The organism is bacterium (genome assembly GCA_024224155.1).
In the GTDB taxonomy this organism is placed as follows: domain Bacteria; phylum Acidobacteriota; class Thermoanaerobaculia; order Multivoradales; family JAHEKO01; genus CALZIK01.
The window spans coordinates 56,362-74,107 of sequence record JAAENP010000099.1 but is presented as its reverse complement, the minus strand read 5'-3'; the positions used below and the strand labels follow the sequence as shown (position 1 = coordinate 74,107).

General features: G+C 62.3%; 16 protein-coding genes and 1 pseudogene. All 17 read left to right on the top strand.

Translation table 11 applies throughout. The features are described from left to right. Nucleotides 1-95: 95 nt before the first annotated feature. The 17 genes and pseudogenes from GY769_06095 to GY769_06015 all read left to right on the top strand — a co-directional run bounded on the left by GY769_06095 (nucleotide 96) and on the right by GY769_06015 (nucleotide 17,738). Nucleotides 96-413, top strand: a pseudogene (locus GY769_06095) (FAD-dependent oxidoreductase). Between the two features lie 48 nt (nucleotides 414-461). After that, nucleotides 462-944 carry an NAD(P)H-dependent oxidoreductase subunit E gene (locus GY769_06090; protein MCP4201491.1) on the top strand — a complete coding sequence of 161 codons (483 nt, stop codon included), beginning with the start codon at nucleotides 462-464 and terminating at the stop codon, nucleotides 942-944. Nucleotides 945-957: 13 nt separating this feature from the next. Next, nucleotides 958-1,341 carry a (2Fe-2S) ferredoxin domain-containing protein gene (locus GY769_06085; GenBank protein ID MCP4201490.1) on the top strand — a complete coding sequence of 128 codons (384 nt, stop codon included), beginning with the start codon at nucleotides 958-960 and terminating at the stop codon, nucleotides 1,339-1,341. 27 nt (nucleotides 1,342-1,368) lie between these two features. Then, complete coding sequence (locus GY769_06080; protein ID MCP4201489.1) at nucleotides 1,369-4,518, top strand: FAD-dependent oxidoreductase; 3,150 nt, start codon at nucleotides 1,369-1,371, stop codon at nucleotides 4,516-4,518. Further along, nucleotides 4,515-4,655, top strand: a complete 141-nt coding sequence (locus GY769_06075) for a hypothetical protein (protein ID MCP4201488.1) — start codon at nucleotides 4,515-4,517, stop codon at nucleotides 4,653-4,655. Before GY769_06080 ends, GY769_06075 begins: the two co-directional genes overlap by 4 nt. A gap of 1 nt (nucleotide 4,656) precedes the next feature. Further along, nucleotides 4,657-5,127, top strand: a complete 471-nt coding sequence (locus GY769_06070) for an ATP-binding protein (protein MCP4201487.1) — start codon at nucleotides 4,657-4,659, stop codon at nucleotides 5,125-5,127. 3 nt (nucleotides 5,128-5,130) lie between these two features. Beyond that, nucleotides 5,131-8,391, top strand: coding sequence for an FAD-dependent oxidoreductase (locus tag GY769_06065; protein MCP4201486.1), 3,261 nt, complete (start codon nucleotides 5,131-5,133; stop codon nucleotides 8,389-8,391). 39 nt (nucleotides 8,392-8,430) lie between these two features. Further along, nucleotides 8,431-8,847: a hydrogenase iron-sulfur subunit gene (locus tag GY769_06060; protein ID MCP4201485.1), complete on the top strand. Its 417-nt coding sequence runs from the start codon at nucleotides 8,431-8,433 to the stop codon at nucleotides 8,845-8,847. A 22-nt stretch (nucleotides 8,848-8,869) separates the two neighbouring features. Then, on the top strand, nucleotides 8,870-9,079 hold the full coding sequence (locus GY769_06055) for a hypothetical protein (protein MCP4201484.1): 210 nt from the start codon (nucleotides 8,870-8,872) through the stop codon (nucleotides 9,077-9,079). 43 nt (nucleotides 9,080-9,122) lie between these two features. Continuing rightward, on the top strand, nucleotides 9,123-10,064 hold the full coding sequence (locus tag GY769_06050; protein MCP4201483.1) for a methyl viologen-reducing hydrogenase: 942 nt from the start codon (nucleotides 9,123-9,125) through the stop codon (nucleotides 10,062-10,064). Nucleotides 10,065-10,110: 46 nt separating this feature from the next. Next, nucleotides 10,111-11,562: a Ni/Fe hydrogenase subunit alpha gene (locus GY769_06045; protein MCP4201482.1), complete on the top strand. Its 1,452-nt coding sequence runs from the start codon at nucleotides 10,111-10,113 to the stop codon at nucleotides 11,560-11,562. Continuing rightward, nucleotides 11,563-12,051, top strand: a complete 489-nt coding sequence (locus GY769_06040; protein ID MCP4201481.1) for a hydrogenase maturation protease — start codon at nucleotides 11,563-11,565, stop codon at nucleotides 12,049-12,051. Between the two features lie 11 nt (nucleotides 12,052-12,062). After that, complete coding sequence (locus GY769_06035; GenBank protein ID MCP4201480.1) at nucleotides 12,063-12,452, top strand: response regulator; 390 nt, start codon at nucleotides 12,063-12,065, stop codon at nucleotides 12,450-12,452. Between the two features lie 53 nt (nucleotides 12,453-12,505). Then, nucleotides 12,506-13,903, top strand: a complete 1,398-nt coding sequence (locus GY769_06030) for a HAMP domain-containing histidine kinase (protein MCP4201479.1) — start codon at nucleotides 12,506-12,508, stop codon at nucleotides 13,901-13,903. A gap of 355 nt (nucleotides 13,904-14,258) precedes the next feature. Further along, a complete protein-coding gene (locus GY769_06025; GenBank protein ID MCP4201478.1) occupies nucleotides 14,259-15,782 on the top strand; it encodes a HAMP domain-containing protein in 1,524 nt (507 codons plus the stop codon). Beyond that, nucleotides 15,779-16,573, top strand: a complete 795-nt coding sequence (locus GY769_06020; GenBank protein ID MCP4201477.1) for a response regulator — start codon at nucleotides 15,779-15,781, stop codon at nucleotides 16,571-16,573. Before GY769_06025 ends, GY769_06020 begins: the two co-directional genes overlap by 4 nt. A gap of 4 nt (nucleotides 16,574-16,577) precedes the next feature. Further along, nucleotides 16,578-17,738, top strand: coding sequence for a response regulator (locus GY769_06015; protein ID MCP4201476.1), 1,161 nt, complete (start codon nucleotides 16,578-16,580; stop codon nucleotides 17,736-17,738). Nucleotides 17,739-17,746: the final 8 nt, after the last annotated feature.

Here is a 17,746-nt window from a genome sequence, read left to right as displayed (position 1 = left end):
GCGAGCCCACCCGTACCGGCGACTCGTTGAGGCGATAGGTCACGAAATAGAGGTCAACAACCGTGAGTGGGAACAGCAACAAAGTCGGCGCGGTGATGGTGGTCGGCGGTGGCATCGGTGGAATGCAAGCATCCCTCGATCTGGCCGCCTCCGGTTTCAAGGTCTTTCTAGTTGACCGCAATCCCGCGATCGGCGGCGTCATGGCCCAGCTGGACAAGACCTTCCCCACCAACGACTGTGCCATGTGCACCCTGGCACCGCGGCTGGTGGACGCCGGGCAGCAGATCAACATCGAGAGACTCACCTACTCGGAGATCGAGTCTGTGAAGGGGTCGGCCGGACGGTTCCAGGTGCAAGTGCGCAAGAGGCCTCGCTACGTCGACGAGCTCAAGTGCACCGGCTGTGCTCTCTGCGTCCAGAACTGTCTGGTGAGAAACGATGCCTATCTCGAGGAGCCTGCGGTGCTTCCGAAGCTCGAGATCGACGACGAGACGAAGTCACTCGTCGAGAGACTCGCCGCTGAGTACGAAGGTGGCGCCGAGACCCTGGTGCCGATTCTCCAGGACATCAATGCGGAGCTCAACTGGCTTCCACCGGGAGTCCTGGTGCGGCTGTCTGAGCTCAAGAAGGTACCCCTGGAACGCGTTCTGCGCATTGCCACCTTCTACAAGGCTTTCAGCCTCGAACCCAGAGGCAGGTCGATCATCAGGGTGTGTACCGGAACCGCCTGTCATGTGAAAGGAGCTCCGAGGATTATCGGCCGGTTCCAGAATCAACTGGGGGTCGGTGTGGGAGAGACGACTGCCGACATGGAGTTCACCTTGGAGGAGGTTCGCTGTCTCGGCTGTTGCGGCCTGTCTCCAGTCGTCACGGTGGGCGAGGAAGTACACGGCAAGCTGACTCCGGCGACGGCCGTCGCTCTTGTGAATCGGCGCGCTGCTTGAGGAAGGATCAACAGTGGCAAGAATCAAGCCCGAGGATCTGGAGCGAATCAGGGAGCAGATGGCCAGGACGATGAGCCTGCGGGAAGGAGAAGCGCGGGCCATGGTCACCGTCCACATGGGGACCTGCGGGATCGCAGCCGGTGCCAGGAAGATCATGAGCAAGCTGATGAATCTGCTCGACACGATGGATAGCCCGGACATCATTCTCACGACCTCGGGCTGTGCCGGCCTCTGCAGCCGCGAGCCGATGATGACGGTGGAACTCAAGGACGAGGCACCGATCCAGTACGTGGATCTGGACGAAGCCAAGACGGAGAAGATCTTCCGGAAGCACGTTCTGTCGGGTGAAGTCGTCGGGGAATACGCTCTCGCGCTCGGCAGCGAGCGCGTCGGCTAGGAAGGAGCCTACAAGGGAGTCTGTCCAATGAAGGCGTATCGGACGCACCTGATGCTCTGCGCTGGAACCGGCTGCGTATCGAACAAGGCCTTCAAGGTCAAAGCGGCTCTGAAGGCGCAGCTCAGAGCTCACAACCTCGAGGACGAAATCGGCGTCGTGTTGACGGGCTGCAACGGATTTTGCGCTCAGGGACCGGTGATGGTGGCCAAGCCGGAAGGAATCTTCTACCAGCTGTTGAGCGAAGAAGCCGTCCCCCATCTGGTGGAAGAGCATTTCCTCAAGGGAAGGCCGGTCAGGGAGTTGATGTTCACTCCTCCCGGTGAGGAACTGCCGGTTCCCAGAGTCAGTGACATCGGATTCTTCAGCAAGCAAAGGCTGATTGCGCTGCGCAACCGGGGAATGATCGATCCGGAGCGGATCGACGAGTACATCGCTCGCGACGGATACAGAGCCTTGCTCAGGGCGGTGACGGAGATGACGCCCGAAGAGATCATCGGGGAGATCAAGAAATCCGGGCTGCGAGGGCGAGGAGGCGCCGGATTCCCCACTGGGCTCAAGTGGGAGATCTGCCGGAGCTCTCCAGGCGACGCCAAGCACATCATCTGCAATGCCGATGAAGGCGATCCTGGCGCTTTCATGGACCGCAGCATCATCGAGTCCGATCCCCATTCGGTTCTGGAGGGAATGGCCATCGGGGCGAGAGCAATCGGCGCATCGCGCGGACACATCTATATCCGCTACGAGTATCCGTTGGCACGCCAGAGGCTGATCAAGGCGATCGAGCAGGCCCGCGATTACTGCCTCCTGGGCGAGGACATCCTCGGCTCGGGCTTCAACTTCGATATCTCGATCACTCGTGGAGCCGGAGCCTTTGTGTGCGGCGAGGAGACTTCCTTGATCGCTTCCCTGGAAGGCCGCCCGCCCGAGCCACGGGTGCGACCGCCTTTCCCTGCCGTAAAAGGCTTCGAGGAAGAGCCCACCAACATCAACAACGTCGAGACCTGGGCCAACGTCCCCGAGATCATCAACCGCGGAGGAAGCTGGTTCAGTGGCATTGGAACCGAAAGGAGCAAAGGCACGAAGGTCTTCGCACTCGTCGGCAAGGTGAAGAACACGGGACTGGTCGAGGTCCCGATGGGGACAACACTGCACGAGATCGTCTACGACATTGGAGGCGGGATCGCCAACGACAAAAAGTTCAAGGCGGTGCAGACCGGAGGGCCGTCCGGTGGCTGCATCCCCGCTTCCCTGCTCGACCTGCCTATCGACTACGAGAAGCTCGCCGAAGCCGGCTCGATCATGGGCTCCGGCGGCATGATCGTGCTCGACGAAGACACCTGCATGGTGGACGTCGCCAGATACTTTCTGGAGTTTCTCAGAGGTGAGTCGTGCGGCAAGTGCACCGCCTGCCGTGAAGGCGTCGAGGTCATGCACGGGCTGCTTACCAAGATCTGTGCCGGCGACGGGGAAGAGGGTGACATCGAGCTCCTCGAGGAGCTCTCGGAGGCGGTCAAGGATGCCTCGCTTTGCGGTCTGGGCAAGACCGCTCCGAATCCGGTCCTCAGCACCATCCGCTGCTTTCGGGACGAGTACGAAGCGCACATCCGCTACAAGCAGTGTCCGGCGGCAGTCTGCAGGGGCGTCGCCTCGTCGCCCTGTCAGCACACTTGTCCCATCGACCAGGATGTGCCCACCTACATCGGTCTAATCGCTCAGGGAAGGTTCGAGGAGGCCGTTGCCGTTGTTCGCAGAAAGAACCCGCTGCCCGGTGTCTGCGGCCGCGTCTGTGACGCCAGCTGCGAGCTGAAATGCCGCTGTGGCGAAGCCGACGGCGAACCGATCTCGATCCGGGCACTCAAGAGATTCCTCGCCGACTACGAGCGCGAGAACCGCCTCGACGTCGTGCCACAAGCGCCCGAGAGAAGGCCCGAGCGGGTTGCCATTGTCGGCTCCGGTCCAGCCGGCCTGACCTGCGCCCACTATCTGGCCGTCCAGGGATACGGCGTCACCATCTTCGAGTCCCACTCGCGGGCAGGCGGCATGCTGGCGGTAGGGATCCCAGAGTACCGGCTGCCCAGAGAGGTCCTGGACTACGAGCTCGACGTGATCAAGAGGCTGGGAGTCGAGATCAGGACCGACACCTCCGTCGGGACGGATGTAGCACTATCCGAGATCCGTGAGCGGTATCAGGCTCTATTTCTCGCCACGGGAGCACATCAGGGATTGAAGCTGCAGATTCCGGGCGAGGGGGCTTCGCCTCGGGTCATGGATGCGGTGGAGTTCCTGCGCTCGGTCAATCTCGGCGAGCATTTCGACATCGGTGACAAGGTGGCGGTGATCGGGGGTGGAAACGCCGCCGTCGATGCAGCGCGGACCGCCAGACGGTTGGGCAAGGCGGTGACGATCATCTACCGGCGAACCAGAAAAGAGATGCCCGCGCAACGGGACGAGATCGAGGAACTCGACAGAGAGGGAATCGAGGTCCAGTGTCTGGTGTCGCCGGTGAAAGTGCTTACCGAGCACGGGCAACTGAGAGGTGTCGAGTGTCGACGGATGAGGTTGGGAGCGGTGGATCAGAGCGGCCGAAGACGGCCCGTTCCGATCGAAGGATCCGAGTTCACGGTCGAGGTCGACACCTTGATCCGAGCGATCAGCCAGAAGCCGGAGATCGAGCTTCTCGCGGATGAGCTAAAGCTCAAGCTGTCGCGTTGGGGCACCGTGGAGGTCGATCCGGAGACCCTCTTCACGGGAATCGACGGTGTTTTTTCCGGTGGCGACGTGGTCAGCGGGCCCAACGCGGTGGTTCCCGCCATGGCGGACGGAAAGCTCGCCGCCCGGATGATCCACAGATACTTCCAGGGCCTGCCCCTGGAGAGAGAGTACAGCGTGACCCGGCCGGCCTTCGACGTGGAGCTCATCGAGTTGGCGGAGGAGGAGATCGAGACGCTCCGGCGGCCGCTGATGCCAGTGCTGCCACCAGACGAAAGGGTCACGAGCTTCCATGAAGTTCAGCTCGGTCTGACCCCGGAGATGGCGATCGCAGAAGCCAAGCGCTGTCTCCGATGCGATAAGGAGAGCGCGCAAGCCGCAGAAGCGCTGCAGAGTCCGCCAGCCGAGCCGAGAAGCGCAGACGCAATGGACTCACCCGTCAATCCGGGCGGAGGAGTAGGAGCATGACGCTCGACGATGTGAGGAGGATTCTCGGCGCGGGGATGATCTCAACCTCCGCCGTGGGCGAGATTCAGGAGCCCTGTTTTGACGAGATTCGCAAGGCTCTCAAGGACCAGAACGGTGGAAAAGCCTTGGTGAACTGAAATGCAGGACCTCTCGCTACACATTCTCGACGTCGTGGAGAACTCGGTTGCCGCTTCGGCCGAGACGATCGAGATCTCGATCGTCGAGAGCACCGCAAGCGACCTCCTCCGGCTCGAGATCAGAGACGACGGCAAGGGTATGGACGACGAGATGAGGCGAAAAGCACTGGATCCCTTCTTCACCACCAGAACCACACGACGGATCGGCCTCGGCCTGCCGCTGCTGGCCCAGGCCGCTCGCGAAAGCGGCGGCAGTCTCGAGCTCGAGTCTGCGCCCGGCAAGGGTACGACCGTCAGGGCGGAGTTTCAGCTCAGCCACCCGGATCGAAAACCCCTGGGAGACATGGCGGCGACCCTGGGCGCGATTCTCGCAGGCAGACCCGAATTGGACTTGCGATTCGAATACGAAAGAGACGGTGAGACCGTTGCCTGTCTGGACAGCCGCCAGCCCGCGGCGACAGGGCCGGAGTAGACCATGGTCAGTCTGAAAATCGACGGCAAGGAAGTAGCGGTCGAGGAAGGATCGACTCTTCTCGAGGCCGCGGAGACGTTGGGCATCCGCATCCCCACCCTCTGCCATCACAGGTCTCTCGCGCCCTACGGCGCCTGCCGTCTTTGTCTGGTCGAGTTGGAGGGTCCGAAGCCGAGCCTCCAGGCGTCCTGCGTCTACCCCGTGCAAGAGGGTCTGGTGGTCAAGACGGACACTGAGAGAGTACTCCGAACTCGCAAGATGATGATGGAGCTCCTATTGGCGCGGTGTTCCGAGATCGAGCCGATTCGGCAGCTCGCTCGAGAGCTCGGCGTGGAGGGGACACGGTTCCCCAAGAAGCAAGAGGACTGCATCCTTTGCGGCCTCTGCGTCAGGGTCTGCCAGGAGAGGATGGGGGTTGGAGCGATCGACTTCGTCGGCCGGGGGACCGAGAAGCTGATCGCTCCCGCCTACGACCGGCACTCCGAGAGGTGCATCGTTTGCGGCGCCTGCAAGGTGGTCTGCCCGATCGAGACGGTGGACCTGACGCGGGTGACCGCCAAAGAGCCCCGGCCGATCACCGCCGCCTTCGACCTGGGGCTGTCGCCGCGGCCGTCGATCTACATTCCCTATCCCCAGGCTGTTCCCCGCGCCGCGGTGATCGATGCCGCCACCTGCATGCACTTGCGCGGCCAGCCGGGGGACCTGTGCCGGGCGTGCGAAGCTTTCTGCGACGCCAAGGCGATCGACTTCACCCAGAAGGAGGAAACCAGAGACATCGACGTCGGTGCCGTGATTCTGGCGCCGGGATTCGAGCTCTTCGATCCCGAGCTGGTCCAGGAGTACGGCTACGGTCGCTATCCCAACGTCGTCTCCAGCCTCCAGTTCGAGCGTATCCTCTCGGCCAGCGGTCCATTCGAGGGCAGGGTGCTGCGACCGTCGAATCTGGAGCCGCCCAAGAAGCTCGCCTTCATCCAGTGTGTCGGCTCGCGCGAGACCAACGGCAGGAACTACTGCTCCTCGGTCTGCTGCATGTACGCGACCAAGCACGCGCTCATCGGCATGGAGCACGAGAAAGATCTCGAGTGCACGATCTTCTTCATCGACATGCGCGCCTTCGGCAAGGGGTTCGACGCCTACTACGAGCGAGCTGTAGAGGCCGGCGTCCGCTACGTTCGCTGCAAGCCATCGGCGATCCACGAGGACCACGCCACCCACAACCTGCGTCTGGTCTACCAGGACGAGGGCAAGGATCTGGTCACGGAAGAGTTCGACCTGGTGGTCCTCTCCTGCGGGCTGGCGCCTTCGGCGGGCGTGCAGCAACTCGCCGAACAGTTCGGCGTCGAGCTCGACGAGCACGGCTTCTGCGCCACCGACGGCTTCTCCCCCGTGGAGACCTCGGCACCCGGAGTCTTCGCCTGCGGTCCGTTCACCGAGCCGAAGGACATCCCGGAGACGATCATGCAGGCTTGCGGCGCAGCTTCCAAGGCCATGGCGCTCCTCAACAAAGAGCGCGGCTCGCTCATTACCCACACCGAGTACCCGCCCGAAAAGGACGTCAGCGGTCAAGAGCCGCGAATCGGCGTCTTCGTCTGCCACTGCGGCAAGAACATCGGCGGCGTCGCCAACGTGCCATCCATCGTCGAGTACGCAAAGACCCTTCCCGACGTGGTCCACGCCGAGGACAACCTCTACACCTGCTCGGTGGACACGCAGCTTCGGATCCGGCAGATGATCGAGGAGCACGACCTTAACCGGGTGGTGGTGTCCTCATGCAGCCCCCGCACTCACGAGGCACTGTTCCGTGACACCTGCCGCAAGGGAGGACTCAACGAGTATCTGTTCGAGATGGCCAACATCCGCGACCAGAACACCTGGGTACACATGCACGAGCCTGAGAAGGCGACCGAGAAGGCCAAGGATCTGACGCGAATGGCGGTGGCCAAGGCCCGCCTGCTCGAGCCGCTCTCCCGCATCAAGGTGGCGGTCAACCATGACGCTCTGGTCATCGGTGGCGGCATGGCCGGCATGACCGCCGCTTTGGACCTGGCCGGGCAGGGCTTCGAGGTTCATCTGGTCGAGAAAGAAGACCGGTTGGGCGGCAACCTCCGCAACGTCCACTACCAGCTCGCAGGGACGGACCCGCAGAAGCACCTCGACCACACCATCGCCGAGGTCAGAGGCCATCCGAAGATCGATCTCCATTTGAAAAGCAGGCTGACGGAGATCAACGGCTACTACGGCAACTTCGAATCGAAGATCACCAACGGCACCAACGGCTCTGAACCCGCGACCGTCCAGCACGGAGTCGTCATCCTGGCCACCGGCGCCGAGGAGCGAAAGCCCACCGAGTACCTCTATGGCGAGGAGGCAGGCGTTCTGACTCAGAACGAGCTGGAGAACGCCCTCGCGAATGGGGATCCCTCGGTCAAAGACCTGCGCTCGGTCGTCATGATCCAATGCGTCGGCTCACGCGAGCCCGAGCGGCCGTGGTGCAGCCGCATCTGCTGTTCACACGCGGTCAAGAACTCCCTCAAGCTCAAGGAGTTGAGCCCCGAGACCGAGGTCTACGTCCTCTACCGGGATATCAGAACCTACGGGACGCGCGAGAAGTACTTCGGTCAGGCGCGGCAAGCGGGTGTGCGGTTCCTGCGCTACGACACGGATAGAAAGCCGCGGGTGGAAAAGGTCGGGGAAACGTTCCAGGTCACGACCTACGATCGCATGCTCAACCGGGAAATCCGCCTCGAACCGGACCTGGTGGTGCTGTCGACCGGAATCATCCCCCGAGATGACGCCGACGAACTGGCCAAGATGCTCAAGATCTCCCAGAGTCAGGAGAAGTTCTTTCTCGAAGCGCACATGAAGCTGCGGCCCGTCGACTTCGCCACCGAGGGGGTCTTCATGTGCGGTCTGGCGCACTGGCCAAAAGCGGTCGACGAGTCCATCGCTCAGGCCGGCGCCGCCGCATCGCGGGCGGCCACCATCCTGTCGCAGGACGAGCTCGACCTGGAGGGTGCGGTATCGACGGTCTACGACCCCAACTGCGACGGCTGTGCCTACTGTGTCGGCCCCTGCCCCTACAACGCGATCACGCTTATCGAGTACATGAGCGACGGGACGGTCAAGAAAACCGTGGAGGTCAACGAATCCCTCTGCAAGGGCTGCGGCTCCTGTCAGGCGACCTGCCCGAAGCAGGGCATCTTCGTCAAGCACTTCCGGCTCGAGCAGATCGAGGCGATGGTGAACGCCGCTTTACAGAATTGAGGACTCTCGGCAAATCTCAGAAAAAGCCAAAGGAGTTTTATGACGAGCGACAACGGCTTCGAGCCACTGATCATCGGATTCTGCTGCAACTGGTGCGCCTATGCCGGAGCGGATCTGGCGGGCGTGTCGAGAACGCAGTACCCGGCCAACATCCGCGTCATCCGCGTGATGTGCTCGGGGATGATCCACCCGAATCTGGTGGTCAACGCGCTCACCAACGGCGCCGACGGCGTTCTGGCCTGTGGGTGACACCTGGGCGACTGCCATTACCTGGATGGTAATGAGAAAGCCCAGCAGCGATCGGAAGCGATCGAGCTGATCCTCGAGGATCTCGGGATCGAGCCGGAGAGATTCCGACTCGAGTGGGTCTCGGCGTCCGAATCCCAGCGCTTCGCCGAGATCGTCGAGAGTTTCACCGACGAGATCAAAGATCTTGGTCCGAGTCCTTATTCCTAGGAGGCGTTGAAAGGGGTTCGACATGGCTGAACCGAAAGCTCGCATCATCGACGGCAAGAAGTTCATGTGGGACGGAAGGGAGTACGAAAGCAGAGCCGAGGCCGACGGGGCCAGGAAGGAGTATGAGAAGGAGAGTTTCGAGACCCGGATTGTCGAAGAAGACGAAAAGCTAGAGATCTACACCAGGCGAGTCGCGAGTGAGGTCGTGGTCGAAGGGTCGCCGCCGGTGTAGCGATGACGTATTCAGCTATTCCTCGAGAAAAGGAGGTGCATCAATGGCTGTGACAGTGGCTTCTGAGTGGCTCAACGCATGCTCCGGCTGCGAGATATCGATTCTCAACGTCGGCGAGCCAATCCTCGACCTGATACCGGAGAAGCTCGAGCTCGTGCACATACCGGCGCTGGTCGACAGCAAGTACTTCGGCTCACTGGGAGACGGTGACAAGCTCACCTTGCCCAAGGCAACGGTGGGCCTGGTCTCCGGCGGAGTGCGCAACGCCGAACACGAGGAGGTCCTCAAGGAGATGCGCGAGAAGGTGGACATTCTCATCGCGCTCGGGACCTGCGCGACCAACGGCGGCATCCCGGCGCAGGCCAACATGTTCAGCAACGAGGACACCCTCGACAAGGTCTACCGCGGCTGCCCCACCCACGACGCGGCGGAGACTCCGGCCGATGTCGTGCCGTGCTACACGGAGAACGTCAAGGCGATCGACGAGGTCGTCACGGTCGACATCTTCATTCCCGGCTGCCCGCCCCACCCCGACTGGATCGCCGACGCGTTGCTGGCGCTTCTCGACGGCAAAACCGAATGGTCGCTGCCGGAACGCAGCGTCTGCGACACCTGTCCGATGATCCGAGAGGAGAAGTCGGGCGGAGGTGCGATCAAGCGACCGCTCGAGAACTTCGATTACGATCCGGACCAGCCCCTCGACAAGATGCGCTGCATCATGGAGCAGGGTTATCTCTGTCTGGGCGCCGTGACGCGAGCCGGTTGCGCAGGCAAGGAGGGGGTGCCGCGCTGCATCTCGGCTCGCCGGTCGTGCCGCGGTTGCTTCGGTCCGATCCGCAAGGGCTCCAAGCCGCTGGTCGAGATGATGGGCGCGATGGCGTCGGTGGGCCTCGAGGCCAGGAGCGTGATCGACCGACGGGCGATGCTCAACCGCTTTGTCGGCGCCCACGGGAACCTGAGGCCTCTACCGGCTCGCCGCAAGTAGGCGCGGTCGAATGCGCAATCATTCTTTCCGAGGGAGGTTCTAGATCATGGGACAAACCATCAACATCCAACCGATCACCCGGATCGAGGGGCACGCGCGAGTAGCGATCGAGCTCGACGATGCGGGGAACGTCAACGACGCCAGGTTCCACGTGATGGCGCTGCGCGGCTTCGAGAAGTTCTGCGAGGGCCGGCCGGTCGAGGAGATGCCACGCATCGTCAACCGTATCTGCGGCATCTGTCCGTGGAATCACCATCTGGCCTCGGTCAAGGCCGCCGATCGCGTCTTCGGGGTCGAGCCGCCCCCGACCGCGGTCAAGTTGCGTCGACTGGCCCAGCACCTGGCCTGGATCCCGGACAAGCTGCTGCACTTCTACTTCCTGGCCGCGCCGGATTTCGTCCTCGGGCCCGATGCCGACCCGGCGGTCCGCAACGTCATCGGCATCGCCAAGGAGGCCCCCGAGCTGGCTCGCAAAGTGGTCCAGCACCGCTACCGCGGCGCCATGCTGCTCGAGAAGTGGCTGGGCAAGGTCATCCATCCGGTGGCGGCGGTCGCCGGCGGTTTCTCTCGGCCGCTGCTCGAAGAGGAGCGCCTGGAGTTCTTGGCCGAGACCAGAGAGCAGCTCGAGTTCGCCAAGTTCTCGATCGACTACGCCAAGACCGAGGTCTTCCCCAAGTACCTCGACACGGTCAAGACCCTGGGCGTCATCAACACCGGCTTTATCGGCACGGTGACCGACGACGGTACCCACGACATCTACGACGGCAAGATCCGTCTGATGAAGCCCGACGGTACCTTCGACGACTTTGCCTATGAGGACTACACGGACCACATCGGCGAGCACATCGAGCCCTGGAGCTACGCCAAGATGCCCTTCGCCAAGCGCTGGGCGAACGGGCAGTTCTCGATGGATCTGGACGACCCGCTGGGGATCTACCGCAGCAACGCGCTCTCCCGCATCAACGTCTGCGAGCGGATTAGCACTCCGGAGGCACAGCAAGAGCTCGAGCTGTTCCGTGCCGAGTTCGGCCGGCCGGCGCAGCTGACGCTCCTCTATCACTGGGCGCGCCTGATCGAGCTGGTCCACAACTGCGAGCGGGCCATCGAGCTGCTCGAAGATCCGGAGATCACCGGCCGCGACATCCGCGCCCAGGTGGAGGTCCGGGCCGGCGAGGGCGTGGGATGCGTCGAGGCGCCGCGTGGGACCCTGATCCACCACTACTCCGGCGACGACGACGGTATGATTGCCAAGGCCAACCTGATCGTGGGTACTACCCATAACCAGGCGCCCATCAACATGTCGATCAAGCAGGCGGCTTCGGCGTTGATCAAGGACGCCAACTACGATCAGGGACTTCTCAACAGAGTGGAGATGGCCATACGCGCCTATGATCCGTGACTGAGCTGTGCCACCCACCGCCTGGATGGCGGCATGGATCTGGAGATCAGCCTGGTCGACAGCGAAGGAGAAGAGATCGAGAGACTGCGAAACTTCTAGATGTTCAAGGAGATCGAGACCAAGAGGGTGCTGATCTTCGGCTGCGGCAATGTACTGCTGGGCGATGACGGCTTCGGACCGGCGGTGATCGAGAGGCTGCGCGAACGGGGCGATCTCCCCGACGACGCTCACCCCGAGGACGTGGGCACCAGCATTCGCGGCATCCTATTCGACATCGCCCTCCTCGACCGCCGTCCCGAGCACATCATCGTTCTCGACGCGGTCGACAAGCCCGAGCGTGCGCCGGGAGAGGTATTCGAGATCTCGGTGGATGAGATCCCAGAAAAAAAGATCGCCGACTACTCATTTCACCAGTTCCCCACCACCAATCTCCTCAAGGAGCTTCAAGACGCGAGCGGCATCCGGGTCACCATCGTGGCGGCCCAGACCGCCGCCGAGCTCGAGGAGGTACGACCGGGGCTGTCCGAACCGATGCGGAGCGCGGTTACCGAGGCTGCGGATCTCGTGATCCGAATGCTCCGCCCCTGACGGAGAACACCATGCAGAGAAAACGAGTACTTCTGGTGGACGACGATGCCGTGTTCGTTGACGCGCTAAGCGCCGTTCTGGAGACCCGCTTCGACGTCGTGACTGCGGCCAATGGGACCGAGGCCTTGGTCCAGCTTCAACGCGAGAGACCAGATGTTCTGGTGCTGGACGTGATGATGAACCATCTGTCCGAGGGGTTCGACGTGGCCCGTAGAGTCAAGGCCGATCCGGAGACCAGCCATATTCCGGTGATCATGCTCACCGCCGTGGACCAGGTCTACGACTTCCGGATGGAGGTCCAGGACTCTTACGTTCCCCACGACCGCTATCTGGAGAAGCCCGTCGCACCCGAGACTATGCTGGAGGTGATCGAGGACGTCCTGGCGCCCCGGCGAGCCTGAAAGCACAGCGGGATCTCCAGCCGGCGCTCTGCCGGCGCTCAAGGCTGATCGGAATGCAAGCTCTCACGCTTCCCCCCGAGTTTTTGGAACGGCTGCGCTGGTTCGAGAAGCTCCGCTGGCTGGCGGCCGGCGGGCTGGCCGCTGCATCCCTGCTTGGAGACCTCCTGGAGCTACCCCATCTGTGGCCGAGCCTGCTGATCGTCGCCGTCATTGTGGGCGCCTACAACTTCTGCTTCCACTTCTTCCTTCGCAAGCAGCGCGAGAGTTACTCGGATACTCGGTTGAAGGTGCTCGGCATCACCGAGATCCTTCTCGACCTCACGATGCTGCTGGTGACCGTGCACTTCACCGGCGGCCTGGCAAGCCCGGCCTTGATCTTCTTCGTCTTTCACATGGCCATCGGCACGACGATGCTGTCCACTCGAACGATGTACGAGATCGCGGCCGGGGCTTGCGCCGGTGCGGCCGCTCTCCATCTTGCGGAATCATACGGCCTGCTGGCGCGTCAGACCCTCGATCCTGCCGCTCCGGCCTGCGGCCGGTTGTGCGACTTCAACTTGGCGGCGCTCATCGTCGCGCTTTTCGGGATCGTCTATCTGATGGGCACCGTCACCGAGCGATCCAAGCTGAAGAGTGTCGAGCTTCGGGAAACCACTCTGCAATTGCGGAGAAAAACCGTCCGGCTCGAGCACGTGTTGAACGAGATCCGAGACCTCGAACACAGGAAGTCGCACTACATGCGGATCTCGGCGCACCAGTTGCGCTCTCCGCTTGCCACCGTCAAGACTTTGCTCGAGGTACTCACACAGGGCTTCGTAGATCCCCGCTCACAACGAGGAGGAAGGTTGCTGTCGGGTGCTGTCGAGCGGGCCGATCATCTGCTGGCGATCGTCAACGATCTCCTGGAGCTGGCCAAGATCCGGGAAGGGCAGGAGCGGGCACCGTGGACTCGCGGAGTGGACATCAACGACATCCTCGCCGCGGCGCTGGATTCCCTCGAGCCCTTCGCCAGGAGCCGCGGTGTCCGTCTCATCTCCAACCTCGAGGGAAGGCCGATACTGCGCTGGGGCGTGCCGCCCGACCTTCGCTTCGCGTTCGACAACTTGATCGACAACGCGATCCGCTACTCTCGCCCCGAGGGCGAGGTCAAGGTATCGGTGGTCCCGGCTGGAGAGCGGACCACGATCACCGTGGCGGACCAGGGCATCGGTATCCCTGAGGATCTCCAGCCCGGGGTGTTTCTGGAGTTCGTTCGCGGACCCGAGGCGAAACACCTTGAACCCAACGGAACAGGTCTGGGGCTGACCATCGTCAAGGCCGCCATCGAGCTGCACGGCGGAAGCGTCGCCCTGTCGAGCCAACAAGGCGCTGGAACGAAGATCACGGTGTCACTGCCCCTGCGCAACTCACTTCCGGCCGAGGCCCGCGCAGCGGCCGCCGTGGCCCCCTGAGCTGGGAAGCTTCGTCTCTCTCCCGGTCAGCAGATCCAACGCACTTGCGCTTCGATCGATCCATCACCTTAGCGTCCACGACGAAGAGACGGCCCACCCGACGGAGGGGTGCTCGAGACTACCCTGCCGGGTCTTGCCCGGATTCGAAACTGGGTTTAGTTAGGGAGTTAGAAAGGAGTATCTCCCAGGACGGGATTCGCTCCAGGGAGGTGACGATGCCCATTCCTCAACCGCCTCTCGGGTCGGCCGACCGGCGCGACCTCGGCCGGGGGGACTCTCCGGGAACAACTGTCGGCATTCGTCGCCGTGGTTGCATTGCAGGAAACCTGTTCTCGGTCGAATCCGGCACCCAGAGATGAGGCCCAAGATCAGTCACAGACTCATGGCGGCCGTGGCGGCTACTACCCTTCTCGCCTTCGGCCTTTTCGTCGTGTGGCTGATCGGATCTCAGCACGCGGCCATGACCTCGGAGATCGAGCTCCAGGCCAATCAGCTCAGCGAGACAATCAAGAGCAGCACCCGCTACGCGATGCTCAGGAATCGACCCGACCAGGTGCACGAGATCATCGACACCATCGGCCGACAGGAGGGCATCGACCGAGTGCGGGTCTTCAACAAGGAGGGCGAGGTCTCCTACGCCGACGACAAACTGCTGATCGGCACCTTCGTCGACAAGGACGCGGAGTCTTGCTACGCCTGTCATGCCGCTGACGCACCACTCGAGCGGTTGTCGATGAGCCAACGCACTCGTACCTTCATGACCGAAAACGGCTTCCGCACGTTGGGGATCATCAACCCTATCTATAACGAGACAAGCTGTTCTAACGGTGAATGCCACGCGCACCCTGCGGCTCAGACGGTCCTCGGTGTCCTGGACGTGACGATGTCGCTGGAAAGCGTCGACCGCCACATGGCCGCAAACAGGAACAGAGCGCTGATCCTGGTTCCAAGCGCCATCCTTGCCGCCAGCGCAATCATCTGGATCTTGTTCCGCTTCCTCGTCGACAAGCCGTTGCTGCAGCTCTTGAAAGCCACCGATGCGGTGGCTTCGGGCAATCTGGACTACAAGCTCGAGGTCAAGCGCAACGACGAGTTCGGCCAGCTCGACGAGTCCTTCAACACAATGACCGAGAAGCTGGCTGAGGCGCAAAAGCAGATCTACCAGTCCAACAAACTGGCGTCGCTCGGTCAGCTCACGGCCGGAATCGCGCACGAGATCAACAACCCTCTGACCGGAGTTCTGACCTACAGCAGCTTCCTGCTCAAACGCGCACCCGACGATTCAGAAACGAAGCAAGACCTCGTGACCGTTGTTCGCGAGGCCAAGAGGTGTCGCGAGATCGTCAAGGGCTTACTCGATTTCTCACGACAAGCACCGACCCACAAGACCTACATAGACTGCAACCAGGTTATAGAGCGATCACTCGACATCGTCGACAACCAACTCAGTGTCGGCAATATCGGAGTCACCAAGACCCTGCAGCCGGAGCTCCCCAGGGTGATGGGAGATGGAAACCAACTCGTACAGGTGCTGATCAACCTGCTCGTCAACGCCGCAGACGCCATCGGTGAAGGGGGCGGCGAGATCTTCATATCCTCCGACGTCATGGACCCGGAGAACGGCCGGCAGGTCGAGATCAAGGTAGCAGACAGCGGTTGCGGAATTCCGCGCGACCACATCGACAGGATCTTCGAGCCTTTCTTCACGACCAAAGCCACCGAAGGTACCGGTCTGGGGCTGGCGGTTGTCTGGGGGATTGTCCAGGAGCACGGCGGCACGGTGTCGGTCAACAGCAAGCCCGAGCGCGGCACGACCTTCACGCTGCTTCTTCCGGCAGAGCCCGGAACCGGCTTGACCGACGCCGAGGAGGCCCGATGACCCGACGGATCGACGTTCTGGTCGTCGAGGACGAGCCGGTAGTGGTAGCCGCCGCTCGGAAGATCCTCAGAGAGGACGATCTGGAGGTCGTGACGGCGAACGACGTCAACGAGGCCTGCGAGATCCTGCGAGATACTCGATGCCGCCTGGTTCTATCGGACCTCAAGCTTCCCGGAGCCTCGGGCTTCGACCTCCTCGAGCTGATTCAAGACCGTTGGCCCGACATCGAGGTGGTGGTGATCACCGGCTACGCGACGCTCGACAACGCCCTGATGACGTTTCGCAAGGGCGGCTTCGACTTCGTCGCCAAGCCCTTCGACATCGGCGAGCTCTTGGGGGTCGTGCGACGGGCCCTCGAGTTCTCAGACAAGAAGCTCGGAACCGCACCGGGCACGGCCGGCAGTGGGATCGGCGCCGTGCCGGGCGCGCCCAGCTACTTTCTCGGTCGACACTCGTGGGCCAGACTGGACTCCGACGGCTCGGCTACTCTCGGCCTGGCCGAGACGTTCCCGGACCTGCTCGGCGAAATCGAAACGATCGAGTTGCTCGAGCCCGAACAGCGCACGATGCAAGGCAGACTTCTCGCCCGGATTCTCACTCCCGGGGAGATAGTCCACCGGGTCAGGTCTCCGCTGAGCGGCATCGTACTGACCGCCAATCCGCTGATCCGCGACTCGATCGAGCTCATCAATCGAGATCCGTTCGGCAAGGGCTGGCTGACCCGGATTATCCCCGACAACCTCGACCGCGAGCTCGATTTCCTCGATCAACGCTGGCTTCAGATGGAGTAGCACCATGGTTGCAGTTCTCGTCATCCTCACAGTTGTTGTCTTCTTTCTCGTCGACCTGGCACTGCGCGTGTCGCTCAAGAAGATCGAGCAGTCTCGCCAGCGCAGAGAGCGGGAGAAGGCGCTGGACATCGGACTCAAGCTCGAGTTCGCAGACGAGGCCCGGAGTCTGAAGCGGGTGACCGTCGAAAAGCCCAAGGCCAGAATCCTGGCGATCGACGACGAACCGGTAATCCTCGACAGCTTCCGCAAGATCCTCGTCCTGGCAGGCTACTCGGTGGACACCGTCGAAACGGGCCAAGAGGCTCTGAGCCTGTTACGAAAGAACGACTACGACTTCGTCTTCACCGACTTGAAGATGCCGGGTCTCGACGGGTTGGACGTCACCAAGGCCTCGAAGCATCTGAGACCCGACATCGACGTCGTGATGATCACCGGCTATGCCACGATCGAGTCCGCGGTCGACGCGATGAAGTACGGCGCCATGGACTATGTGCAGAAACCGTTCACCGAGGACGAGTTGGTCGATTTCACCGACCAACTCGTCATCCGGCGCCAGGACCGAATCGAGCGGCAGACCCCACCCAGGGTGCGCCTGGTCACCGCCTCGTCTCAAGAATCCGAGTCCAATCATGTGGTCAACGTTCCCGGCGGCATCTTCGTCTCGCCCCATCACACCTGGGTGAGCGTCGAAGTCAACGGCGAAGCCCGAATCGGCCTTGACGACTTCATTCACAAGTCGCTCGGACCGACGGACGACATCACCTTCCCCGATCCGGGCACCAAGGTCAGAAAGGGGGCACCACTGTTTACGATCTCGAGGGGCGAGCGCTCGCTCACCTTTCCTTCGCCACTGGACGGAAAGATCACGCGGGCAAACCACGAGCTCACCTATCACCTCGACCTGCTCAGGCGCCGTCCCTACCAGCTGGGCTGGATCTGCTCGGTCGAGCCCGACAACCTGAGTGCGGATCTGACCGAGCTGACTATCGGCTGCGATGCGGTGCCCTGGTACGAGCAGGAGATCGTGAAACTTCGTTCCGCTGCGCAAGCTCTCGAACAGGAAGCGGGCGACGCGCAGGAGCCCGGCGCAAACGAGGAGAGTCGCTCCTTCGACCTCGCGTGGTCCGCTTTCGCCCACGCCTTCCTGAACTCGCAAGCCGCATGACCGGCGGT